Origin of the sequence: Paenibacillus sp. FSL E2-0201, assembly GCF_037963325.1 — a bacterium.
Lineage (GTDB): Bacteria > Bacillota > Bacilli > Paenibacillales > Paenibacillaceae > Paenibacillus_AQ.
In genome coordinates, this window is sequence record NZ_CP150154.1 from 3199795 (window position 1) to 3211687 (window position 11893).

Annotated in this window: 12 protein-coding genes; 8 read left to right on the forward strand and 4 right to left on the reverse strand. The window is 42.3% G+C overall.

The annotated features are described in order from the left end of the window. Positions 1-41: 41 nt before the first annotated feature. The gene (locus tag NSU15_RS14315) at positions 42-950 is read right to left on the reverse strand and encodes an aldo/keto reductase (protein WP_339290981.1); all 909 of its coding nucleotides are present in this window, start codon (positions 948-950) and stop codon (positions 42-44) included. A 162-nt stretch (positions 951-1112) separates the two neighbouring features. On the opposite strand from NSU15_RS14315, the gene msrA reads away from it, so the two are divergent. From msrA to NSU15_RS14335, 4 genes are all read left to right on the forward strand, one after another. Continuing rightward, positions 1113-1625: a peptide-methionine (S)-S-oxide reductase MsrA gene (gene msrA, locus NSU15_RS14320; RefSeq protein WP_076194248.1), complete on the forward strand. Its 513-nt coding sequence runs from the start codon at positions 1113-1115 to the stop codon at positions 1623-1625. Positions 1626-1799: 174 nt separating this feature from the next. Then, positions 1800-2990, forward strand: a complete 1191-nt coding sequence (locus NSU15_RS14325) for an ArsR family transcriptional regulator (RefSeq protein WP_076118459.1) — start codon at positions 1800-1802, stop codon at positions 2988-2990. A 95-nt stretch (positions 2991-3085) separates the two neighbouring features. Next, positions 3086-3793, forward strand: coding sequence for a response regulator transcription factor (locus NSU15_RS14330; RefSeq protein ID WP_339290983.1), 708 nt, complete (start codon positions 3086-3088; stop codon positions 3791-3793). Then, a complete protein-coding gene (locus NSU15_RS14335; protein ID WP_339290985.1) occupies positions 3790-5196 on the forward strand; it encodes a HAMP domain-containing sensor histidine kinase in 1407 nt (468 codons plus the stop codon). Before NSU15_RS14330 ends, NSU15_RS14335 begins: the two co-directional genes overlap by 4 nt. Before the next feature lie 50 nt (positions 5197-5246). Here NSU15_RS14335 and NSU15_RS14340 read toward each other — a convergent pair whose 3' ends face one another. Beyond that, positions 5247-5804 (reverse strand): PadR family transcriptional regulator, encoded by a 558-nt coding sequence (locus NSU15_RS14340; protein WP_339290987.1) that lies wholly within the window; start codon positions 5802-5804, stop codon positions 5247-5249. 152 nt (positions 5805-5956) lie between these two features. On the opposite strand from NSU15_RS14340, the gene NSU15_RS14345 reads away from it, so the two are divergent. Beyond that, complete coding sequence (locus tag NSU15_RS14345) at positions 5957-7405, forward strand: MDR family MFS transporter (protein ID WP_339290989.1); 1449 nt, start codon at positions 5957-5959, stop codon at positions 7403-7405. A 71-nt stretch (positions 7406-7476) separates the two neighbouring features. Here the strand turns inward: NSU15_RS14345 and NSU15_RS14350 are convergent, their stop codons facing one another. Continuing rightward, the gene (locus tag NSU15_RS14350; protein WP_042127487.1) at positions 7477-7971 is read right to left on the reverse strand and encodes a DUF6803 family protein; all 495 of its coding nucleotides are present in this window, start codon (positions 7969-7971) and stop codon (positions 7477-7479) included. Between the two features lie 128 nt (positions 7972-8099). On the opposite strand from NSU15_RS14350, the gene NSU15_RS14355 reads away from it, so the two are divergent. Then, positions 8100-8780 carry an HAD family hydrolase gene (locus NSU15_RS14355; protein ID WP_339290992.1) on the forward strand — a complete coding sequence of 227 codons (681 nt, stop codon included), beginning with the start codon at positions 8100-8102 and terminating at the stop codon, positions 8778-8780. Further along, positions 8777-9373 (forward strand): GNAT family N-acetyltransferase, encoded by a 597-nt coding sequence (locus NSU15_RS14360; protein WP_076118467.1) that lies wholly within the window; start codon positions 8777-8779, stop codon positions 9371-9373. Before NSU15_RS14355 ends, NSU15_RS14360 begins: the two co-directional genes overlap by 4 nt. A gap of 79 nt (positions 9374-9452) precedes the next feature. Here the strand turns inward: NSU15_RS14360 and NSU15_RS14365 are convergent, their stop codons facing one another. Next, the gene (locus NSU15_RS14365; protein WP_042187954.1) at positions 9453-10505 is read right to left on the reverse strand and encodes a 2,3-butanediol dehydrogenase; all 1053 of its coding nucleotides are present in this window, start codon (positions 10503-10505) and stop codon (positions 9453-9455) included. Between the two features lie 325 nt (positions 10506-10830). Between NSU15_RS14365 and NSU15_RS14370 the strand changes: the two genes are divergently transcribed. After that, positions 10831-11856 (forward strand): LacI family DNA-binding transcriptional regulator, encoded by a 1026-nt coding sequence (locus tag NSU15_RS14370; RefSeq protein WP_076118644.1) that lies wholly within the window; start codon positions 10831-10833, stop codon positions 11854-11856. The last annotated feature ends 37 nt before the right edge of the window (positions 11857-11893 follow it).

Here is an 11893-nt window from a genome sequence, read left to right on the forward strand (position 1 = left end):
ACTGGCGCTCTTTTATTGCGCAACAAAAATGATGGATTGTCTTACCGATGCAGTGTGTAGCGGTTAGCTTTACTCAACCCTCGGATCGTTTCGATTTCCTCTGAAATTAAAGGGGGAGACTTAACAGCCGTTACATTATTCTTCAATTGCTCCATGTTACTTGCTCCTGGGATAATAACTGCCACAGATGGATGATCTAACGGATAATGCAGTGCCGTTTGTGCTAGGGTTCGAGAGTCACTCTTTTGTTGCGAAAGCTGATCATGTAATTGTAGAAGCTCATCACTACTGTAATCTAAGTACTTTTTCTCTGCTTTGCTGCGGCCATTCTCCGAAAGAATGCCACCCGCCAAAGGACCTCGGGCAATTAGACTGATTCCATGCCCGGCCAGCAGAGGGAGAATTTCTTCCTCAGGCCGTCGATCTAAGATGCTGTATTGGCTCATTACACTGACTATGTTTGATCTTTTCACATATTCTCTTATGACATTAGGACGAATAGAAGAGATTCCATAATATCGGATTAGACCCTCTAGTTTAAGTTCTTCAAAGGCTTCAATGGTCTCATCCATCGGATCATCAATCGTTCCGCCATGCAGCTGATACAGATCGATATAATCCGTTTGGAGGCGTCTTAAACTGTCTTTGACTGCGGATTTGATATAGGATTTCGATGCATCCCAGCTCCAGCCTTCTTGACCTGGAATTCTGCGGTTGCCCACTTTTGTACTTAATATCACCTCTTCACGGCGGTGACGAATCGCCTTACCAATGATCTCTTCATTACGACCCTCATCATACAGATCGGCTGTATCTAAAAAGTTAATGCCTTGATCGAGCGCTTCATGGACGATGGAAATGGCCTTTGCCTCGTCCGTACCTAAGGACATGCACCCGAGTCCTACTTCACTTACATACAAATCGGACTGACCCAAGCGATTTTTATTCATAGGTTATTCCTTTCTAATTCCGTTGATGATCATATTATAACGTTTTAATGCATTGAATTCGAATATTAATGGTTATTTCCTTTGACTTTATAACCTATAAGGATTATCGTCATAGCATATGTTATTTACTAGATGATGATGGATAGGGAGAGACTTGAACATATGGAACAAGCAATGTTTGCAGGTGGTTGTTTTTGGTGCATGGTTACACCGTTTGAGGAGTTACCAGGTATCCAAGGGATTGTATCGGGATATGCTGGAGGATTAACCGAGAACCCAACTTACGAAGAAGTCAAAACAGGAACAACAGGACATTACGAGGTGGTACAAATTACGTTTGATCCGGCGCTTTTTTCATACGAGAAGCTGCTTGAATTATATTGGCCTCAGATTGATCCTACGGATGATGGTGGACAATTTCAGGATAGAGGAACACAATACCGGACAGCCATCTTTTACTATAACGAAGAACAACGTTTAGCAGCCCTTGCCTCGAAAGAGCAGGTGGCTGTGAGTGGCAGATTCTCAGGACCCGTCGTGACGGAAATCCTTCCTGCGCCAACCTTTTATCGAGCGGAAGAGTATCATCAGGACTATCATCACAAGAATCCCAAGCATTATAAAGAGGATCGTGAGCAATCCGGACGGGATACCTTTATCGCTAAACACTGGTAATCACTTAAATAGTGTTTCTAAAGTAAAAAGAGCATCTTAAGTCGTTTGTGACTTACGGATGCTCTTTTTGCATCATATACAAATTTTATTTATTTTAAATTCTACATACTTTCTACACATTTATAGACTAAACTACTCTAAATCAAGCGAGAAAATCAAAATGGAGGGTTTAGAATGAAAAAAATCGTACCCATAGTTGCTGTTACAATGCTACTAAGTGCAGTGTTAGCTGGCTGTCAATCGAGCGATAAAGCCAATTCTGGTTCAGATAAGCAAGCTGTTACTTCGACCCTGGATCAACCCTGGATAGCAACAAAAAACACTACACGTATTAACACTTCTGACCCTATAGAGGCAGCCGTTATAGTCTCTCAAACGTTATGGACGGCACAGACCAAGAACAATAGGCCTTCAAGTGTAGTATTAACGGATATGAGCAATTGGCAGATTGCCGCGGTCAGCGCGGATTTGATTCATCATCCGAACAATGGTCCCATTCTTTTTACAACGAAAGAGGGTGTCCCCGAGGCAACGTTAGCAGAGCTTAAGCGATTGAATCCTTTAGGCGCTGAAGGTAATAATGGTGTACAAGTAGTGCTCGTCGGACCCATGGCTTCCAATGTCGAACAACAATTAAAGACACTGGATCTGAAAGTAGACCGAATTGAAGGGGACGAGCCGGCAGCTGTAGCGCAAGCCATTGATACTTATTATGCAAAAGCTTCCGGTGAGCTTCCAAAGTCAGTCATTGTAGGTTCTATGGATAGTCCTGAGTACACACTGCCTGCAGTGAACTGGATCGCCCATATGCCAGAGCCGCTTCTCTATGTAACAAAAGATGAAATTCCCGCCCCTACGGTTGATGCTCTGAAAGAGCGTGGTGGTTCGGCTACGATTTATATCTTAGGACCTGAAAAAGTTGTATCTACAGCAGTAGAAAAGCAATTACAGGAATTCGGCACAGTAACCCGTATAGCTGGAAAAGACATTTATGAGAATGCCATTGCTTTTGCTACTTTTAAGGACGCCAGCAACGGTTTCGGTTGGGGCATAACGACACCTGGACATAACTTGTCTTTGTTGACTACCGATTCAACGATGTTGGCGATCGCCGCTGCACCTTTTTCACATTTAGGGAAACACGCACCGCTTATTTTTACGGAAAAAGACGGGCTGCCAGATGCAGTGATGGAATATATGATGACCCTTCAACCCAAATTTCAAGATTCACCAGCAGAAGGACCCTATAACCATGCATGGTTAACTGGGGACAGCAATGTAATAAAAGAAAATGCCCAAAGCGAAATCGATGATATGCTGGAAATTTCACCGGCTGCAGGAGGCAATCCGCATTCCGGTCACTAAGAGTATGACAGGCTGGCATCATTAGTAATGATGTCGGCTTGTTCTGTGTTATTTTGTATAATAAGAAGAACTAGGTCACGAAGAGGGTGAACGACTTGAATAAGCTTCAGGTATTGATCGTTGATGATGAATGGAACATGCGGAATTTAATACGGATTTATTTAACGAAAGAAGGAATAACGACTAAAGAAGCGTCAACGGGGCATGAGTCACTCGCTTTGTTGAAACAACAAAACTTTGATCTAATCCTTCTGGATGTGATGATGCCAGATATGGACGGATGGCAGGTTTGTAAAGCCGTCAGAGAGGTAAGTTCTGTCCCTATTCTAATGCTTACAGCCCGCTCGGAAACCAAGGACAAGGTACACGGCCTCGGCATAGGCGCGGATGACTATCTCACCAAACCGTTTGAGCCAGAGGAATTAGTGGCAAGAATTTATTCTTTAGTAAGGCGTTCAATGCTAACATCGACCCAACAACCTTTAAAAAAGGTTCTGACCTATCCAGGGCTAGCGATTTACCCGGACGCTCGTGAGGTATATATTCTGGATACAGTTGTTGAATTCACACTCAAGGAATTTGATCTGCTAACAGCCTTGGCGCAAAATGCTCATCGTGTCTTTACGAGAGAAGAACTAGTGGAGCGCTTATGGGGCAATGAATATGAGGGGGAGAATCGTGTCATCGACACACATATTAAGAATATTCGCGAGAAACTACATAAGGCCGGACTTTCCTATAATCCTGTTCAAACGGTATGGGGCTTAGGCTATAAATTTGAGATCCCAGGTAATCACATATGAAGAACAATATTATCGGACTGAAGCTCGGGTCGGTCATCATGTCTGTTTTTTTAGTTGTTTTGCTTATTCTTGGGATCACAATAGACCGAATGTTTACCAGCTTTTATTACAACGAGATGCAAAAAGAAACGGAGGAGCTGACCTCACACTTTATCGGGATGGCTGAATCGCCGGATAGTTCAAACGAGCAGATGATGAGTACTTTTGCAGAGTTTTCGGACGTGAGTATATTTAATATTTCAAAAGACGGTAGTGTTATTCTACATTCGGGTGTTCATGACCGCGCAGATCGTTCATTCATCCATGCTTCGGATCTTAATCGGATTTTTGCCGGAAAAAGTGTGAGTTTTGAGTATAAAGATCCTACAGGCCATAGATATTTCATCACTGGAAAACCCATTTCAGAGGATCACACCATTCAGTCCGCACTTTATGTCATGTCCTCTACAGAGAACATGAAGCAATCATTGGCTTCAATTCGTAACCTACTGCTGCTCGCAGGAATCGGGGCTTTTATATTGGCATTAGGGATCACAGGAATAATTAGCTTGCTATTATCAAGGCCGCTGATCAAGATGCAGAAAGCGACTCGAAAAATCGCTGCCGGTGAATTGGAAACGAGACTTTCTATACGGAGCAACGATGAAATTGGATTTTTGGCAGGAGCGATTAACGACCTTGCTGTAGATCTGCAAAGATACCGGGATACGCGTAAGGAATTTCTAGCCAACATTTCTCATGAGCTGCGAACACCCATCACTTATTTGAAAGGGTATACCAAGGTCATAAAGGGTGGACTTTATGAGACCGAAGGGGAACGAGATCTGTATTTGGATATTATTCACGAGGAAGCGAATCGGCTTGAACATCTGGTAGAAGATTTATTTGAACTGGCAAAGATGGAGGAAGGTAAAGTCACACTTACGCTGGAGTGGCTAGATCTTAAGCATATGGCAGAACAAGCGGTACGCAGAGTCGAGCTGAAAGCCAAAGAGAAGGGAATTCAGCTGAAGATTTCGTATCATGGAGATTCGTATAGGGTTCGTGGAGATGAAAAGCGGATGGAACAGATTATGATGAATCTCCTGGAGAATGCGATCCGTTATACGGATGAAGGTGAGATTAAGGTCCATGTGAACGAGAAGGCTGACGAGGATGCTGTTGTATTTATAGTAGAAGATACCGGAATCGGGATTCCTGAGAAAGAACTCCCCTTTGTCTTTGAGCGATTCTACAGAGTTGAGAAATCACGCTCAAGGCAATATGGGGGTACAGGACTTGGACTATCCATTGTTAAAAAGCTTGTAGAATTACACGGCGGTAAGATTAGAATTACAAGTCAGCCTGGAGTTGGAACCCGTTGTGAGGTACAGTTGCCTAGATTAGCAGAAACCGAAAAGTAAGAACCAAAAGAGACTTTGCGTATTTACGCGAAGTCTCTTTTTACATGCAATCAACTAAGCGATTCTGTTGGCTCAAGCTCTTTAAGTGCCCATTCGCAAAACTGTATAGAGCTCTCCATATCCAGCACACGCTTCTGAATGAGTAAATAACGTCCGAAAGTCGTTGCTTTTAATTCGCGAGTCTCACCTCGTTCATCACGTAAAACTTCGTTGGCTTTCAGTAAGATCTTGTAGCGCTCTAGTTCGCTTTTACAAAACTCCGCGCGTTTTTGCAGAAGGTCCTTTGCTTCCTCAGGTTTGGAGAGCCATAAGCTATACAGCTTGAAATGCAGCTCGTCCCGAAGAACTGGAGGCTCCGCTGGTGTTTCCACCCACTTCCGCAATTGCTCAAGTCCTGCTTCCGTAATGGAGTATTCCTTTTTATCCGGCTTATCCGATTGCTGAATGAGCTGATATGAAATGAAACCTTGCTGCTCCATGCTCATTAGAAGCGGATAGATTTGACTATGTCCGGCTCGCCATAACGGTTTGATATTTTGTGTTAGTTCATATCCAGACAACGAGTTAGCACTAAGTAAAGTCAGAAGACCATAAGACAGTGTATTCATTACTCTGAAGCCCTCCAGTTATTATAATTCCGTTAATATTGTGATTTTTGGGCATATGTCATGATTGACATATCGTCTATACGATTATAACATTATTTAAGTTAAATTATATATGTAAAAGTAGACATATAAAAAAGATAAGGAGGGGTAGCATGGATGTTAAACAAGAAAGTAAAATTCATTTTTGGCCTATAATGATTGCCATTTTCTTTGGAAATTTCGTCTCTGTCTTAAGTACAACGACCATCAACATAGCTGTTCCTCTTTTAATGAATCATTTTCATTCGAACCTGAACACTATGCAATGGATGGTTACAGGTTTTATGCTAGCAACAGGAGTGACTGCACCACTTGCCGGATATCTGGGTGGCAGATTCAGCTATAAGCGACTGTATCTGTTCGCTTTGATGGGATTCACCATGTTCTCCTTACTCTGTGCAATAGCTTGGAATCCAACCTCTTTGATTGTATTTCGAATGCTTCAAGGCTCTTGCAGCGGATTGATTATGGCTTGTACCATGACGATTATTTTCCAAGTGATTCCGTCTGAACGCAGACCTTTCGCTGTGAGCCTGTGGTCACTGTCCGCGATGGTTGCCCCAGCCATTGGTCCGACATTTAGCGGATGGTTACTTCAGTATGCAAGCTGGCACTGGTTATTCTTAATTAACATTCCCATTGGGATCATTGCTATTATTCTGACTGTAGCGTTAATTCCATACTATCGAATGAATGTTCCGAAGTCCTTTGATATTCCTGGATTTCTTACCGTCGTACTGGGGAGTTTATCTTTGCTAACTGCATTTAGCCAAGGCAACAGCTGGGGGTGGAGTTCATGGAAGACCTTATCCTTAATCCTAGTGGGCATCATTCTTCTAGTTTACTTTGTCTTGCACGAGCTGAAGGCGGAAGTACCACTGCTGAATCTGCGCGTCTTCCGAAATCGCCGCTTTACTGCCATGCTTAGTATCTATAGCCTGGTGACGATAGCGATGTATGCTGGAACTTACTTAACACCATTGTTCTTACAAACAGTAGAAGGAGCAACAACGCTTAAAACGGGGCTTATCTTATTGCCTTCTTCGATTCTTCTGGCTTTACTTAGTCCAATCGTGGGTAAGATGTATCCAAAGTTTGGGCCTGTGAAGTTAATTTCTGCTGGTATTTTATTTATTTTCATCGGTTTATTCATGATGAGTCGGCTGCATACGAACGTTTCTTACAGCTTCATTATGTGGGCGATGGTCGTTCGGAATCTAGGCATTGGATTAGCCAATGTCCCAAGCAGCACAGCCTCTATGGAGGAAATTCCAGTCGAATGGTCAGGTCACGCCACATCGATCAACAACTGGGTTCGGAATGTCTTAAGCTCACTCGGTATTGCAGTTTTCACCTCTATTTTGTCAACAAGATCCTTGCTTCACTCTAAGGAGTTAATTAGCTCAGGAGCAGGTAATACTGATTCGATAAGATTACTATCGTTCACGATGGGTGTGAATGATGTATTCGTAGTCGGCTCAATCATCGTGTTGTTTGGATTACCGCTTATGTTATTATTGCGCAAGAAACGAAGTGTGATCTCCGTTCAAAGCACAGGATAACCTTCGTATCCTATTAGATTAGAAAAGCAGACCAAGGGTTTAGCCTTGATCTGCTTTTTTTATATGTTAAGTTAGTGCATCATGTCGCCCATTCCACCCATGCTGCCCACGATTTCCGGATTGATCATCCCAAAGATCATCGCGATATGCGCTACAACCAAGAACCCGCTGATGAGTATGAAATGTAGCTTCATTTTCTCTTCTTCAGTTCTTTTACGAGCGATCAGACCAAGATCTAACAAAGCTAATGGTAATAAGAAGAGCACTCCACTCAAATAGAAACCTACGGCTACCACATCCACCCACGTATGCCACTCGCCATTTACTGACAAAGGGATGAATGCGGTAGGGAACAAGTAGAGAAATACTCCTGTGAAGTACAATCCGGCTAGAATGCTGCAGATTTTGTTGAAGGTCCGTAACGAGCCTTTTAGATTCTTGGTGAATAAGATAATAAACTCTGTAACGGTGATCGTCTCAGCAAAAATCACGGGGATCGCCATGAATAAAATCAAGTTCCACGGCTGATTGTCCGCTAGCAAAGACATATAATGCGTCATGTTCATAAAATACTCCTCCGTTATATAAAAATAACTTTCGTACTGATCGTATTCGAGAAGTATGTGGAAAGTATGTAGAAACGAATGTATTATAAATACATCCATTAATTACAATCGAGGGGAGCAAGACTAGCGTGGGAAGAGGACTACGAAGTATTTTATTTGATTTGGATGGGACATTAACGGACCCAAAAGTAGGCATTACAAAAAGCGTAGAATACGCATTGAACAAATTTGATATTCAGATCGAGCATTTGGATATGCTTCTTCCTTACATAGGTCCACCTCTTTACGATTCATTTATTGAACTGCATCAGTTCTCAGAGGAACAAGCGCGTCAAGCGGTTATTTTCTACCGTGAGCGTTACAGCACCGTTGGGCTATTTGAGAATATGGTGATTGATGGTATACCGCAATTGCTGGAGGGTTTTAAGAATAATGGATTTTCATTGTATGTAGCCACCTCCAAGCCTACTGTTTTTGCAGAACAAATTCTTGAACGTTACAAACTAGATCATTATTTTGAGCATATCGGTGGTAGTAATCTAGACGGAACCCGATCTAAAAAGAAAGAAGTGATACAGTACGTCCTCGATCAGAATGCTATTCATCCAGGAGAAGCTGTGATGATTGGAGACCGCGAGCATGATATCATCGGAGCTAAAGGTTGTGGAGTGGAATCGATCGGTGTGACGTTTGGTTACGGACCTAAAGAAGAACTGGAGCATGCTGGGGCAGATCATATCGCTTATCAAGTAGAAGAAATTGCGGATATCATCCAACATATATCATTAAGAGAGCGGTGTGCGAAATGAGCCAACCTCGTCATTCAATCCTGGAGGGCACAACAATCAAGCTGGTTCCTATGGATGAAAGTCATGTAGAAGGGCTAGCGAGAGTATTAAGAAATCCAAATATCTGGGAATTTACTTGGCGAAAAATAACGTCGGACGAGCAGGTGCGGGATTTAATTACAACCGCATTCGCGAATCAAACCAATGGATCGCAATTTCCCTTCGTTATTATTGAACAAGCTTCTGGACAAATCGTCGGTACTACTCGAATCATGCATCCGGATATGGTTCATCGTAATGCTGAAATCGGATGTACGTGGATCTCGCCGGAATATTGGAGAACTAGTGTGAATACTGAGGCTAAATCATTACTGCTTCACTATTGCTTTGAAGAGCTTAAGCTGGTTCGTGTAGAGTTTACAGTGGTGGCGAGTAACTTGAGGTCACAAAGAGCAGTAGAACGATTAGGGGCTGTAAGAGAAGGAGTTCTGCGCCAGCATAGAATCAGATCTGACGGTTCGATTCATGATAATGTAGTCTTTAGTATTTTGGATAAAGAATGGCCATCGGTAAAAGAGAATCTACACTATTTATTAAATGAGAAGTACTCATAATTCTATAAAAGAAGCAAAGAGTCCCTCTCTTATCGAGAAGGACTCTTCTTCTATAGATCAGCCACAGGGCTGCTTATGGTTATTGTTTAGGACTTACAAGGATTTTCACTTGATTTTTTTCTTTCAGTAACGCTTCGAACCCGTGTTCAATCACTTCGTTCAACTTGATTCTCTTAGTAACCAGTTTGTCCGCAGGGAAGTAACCTTGTTCCATCAGGCTAATTACTGCTGGGAATACATCACGGTATCCGATGATACCAGTTAAATTACGTTCTTTAAGTACGATGTTGTTTGGAGTAATCGTAGCATCTTTTTCAAAAATACTGACGATCATGATTTGACCACTCAATTTAGTGGAATTAATTGCCTGTGTTAGAACGGGAGGGACACCTGTGACTTCAAAAGCAACATCGACGCCACCATCGGTACGTTTTTGAATTTCTTCAACCACATCATATTGCTTGGGATCGATTACAATACCGCCTAGTTCTTCAGCTTTACTCTTACGCTCTTCGGAAAGCTCTACGACATAAATCTCAGCAGCGCCGGAAGCTTTCAACGCTTCAATCACAAGCAAACCGATTGGACCCGCGCCGAAGACTACAGCTTTGTCCCCAACCTTTAATTGACTGGAACGAACGGCATGCAGAGCAACTGCAGAGGGCTCTACTAAAGCGCCTTGCTCATAGGACAAGCTATCAGGAATTTTGTGTACCATATGTTGGTCTGCTGCGACGTATTCTGAGAATCCACCGCCACCACCAGCCAAACCTAGGAAGCCCATTTTTTCGCAAAGATTGTATTTACCTTGTCGACAAGCTACACATTCACCACATGCAAAGACAGGCTCGACAACGACTCGATCACCAACATTAAACTTGCTAACGCCTTGACCTACTTCCACGATTTGTCCAGAGAATTCATGTCCCATTACGACTGGAGCTTTTTCACCAGTAAGGGGATGATCTGTACCTTGGGGAATGAAAATAGGGCCGGCTACATATTCGTGAAGATCGCTGCCACAAATCCCGCACCACTCTATTTTGATTTTCACTTTTCCTTCAAGGGCTGCTGGTTCTTCAATCGTTTCTAACCGTAGATCTTTGACGTTATGCCATCTTAATGCTTGCATATCATTCATCTCCTAGATTAATTAATTGATAATAAATAGTGTTTTTCTCCTGTGAAAGAGGAAACGTTTCCGAGAACAAATATGTCACATAATTTTCATATTGTCAAATTTAAATAATAAAAAATTAATATCGAAAATTAGTGAAAAATTTCACCTAAACGTAGTGTTTATAGGCATAAATGGATTACTTGTAGTTGCTATAAGTGCTTTTATTAGCACATTTATGTTATAATAAACAAATTGGAATAGCGGCTTGGATGAGCCGGATGGATATAAAAATAGCTATGATAACGGAAACGATTCCGAAAATGAGGGGACTATCAACTTGGCTAATAAAAACAAAGTAACCATAGAGGATGTAGCGAAACGAGCGGGAGTAGGTATTGCTACCGTTTCAAGGGCGATCAATAATTCAGAGGGAATCAGTGCCAAGACTAAAGCATTAGTGCTGCAAGTGATTGAGGAAATGGGTTTTACACCTAATACCTCTGCACAAAGTCTGAAAATTCGCCAAACGAAGCAAATTGCTCTGGCTGTGCCTGATATTCGAAATGCTATTATTCCAGATATTGCTTGGTCCGTGGAGCAAGCCGCTAAACAGGACGGTTATCGCGTGATTCAGATTAATACTTCCGGAAATCCGCGGACAGAGCTTGAAACAATCCGTGAGATCAAGAAATTACATGTCGATGGCCTCATTATCATGCCCCTTGCTTATCCCAAAACAATGGTAGAGCTAATCAATAAATCGAGCGTTCCAGTCTCCATTATTAACTACGGGAAGCGGATCTCAGAAAACGTAAAAGCCGATATCGTCAGCCTGTCACGTTTTGAAGGTCAGCTTATAATGGAGCATCTAATCAGTATTGGTCGAACTAGAATCGCATACGCAGGTGCGCAGAAAGATCTCATTGAGGATCGTTATCTCGCTTATCAACAAGCTTTAAATCAAGTGGATATTTCTTTGGTTTATTTTGGAGAAGATTTCTCCCTGCAAACTGGGGTACAAGCCGCAGATTATTTTTATAGCCTGACCCATATGCCAGATGCTATTTATGCAGTCAATGACATGGTCGCCATAGGAATCGTAAACCGGTTTAAAGAATTAGGTGTTCATGTTCCTGAAGATGTGGCAGTGGTAGGAGTAGACAATAACTCATGGACAACTATTACAACTCCACAGATTAGTTCAGTCTCGATCATGGGAAATGAAGTAGCTCGATTAGCTACTCAGCTTCTTTTGCAACGGATCCAAGATAATGTTACGGGTGACTACCAAAGGGTGCAGCTTGATCCGCGTTTAATCGTGCGAGAGTCCAGCGTTTCGGTTAGACGGAATACAACAAGTTGATAATATACTCTAAATCCTGTTAGACTTAATGCTAAGT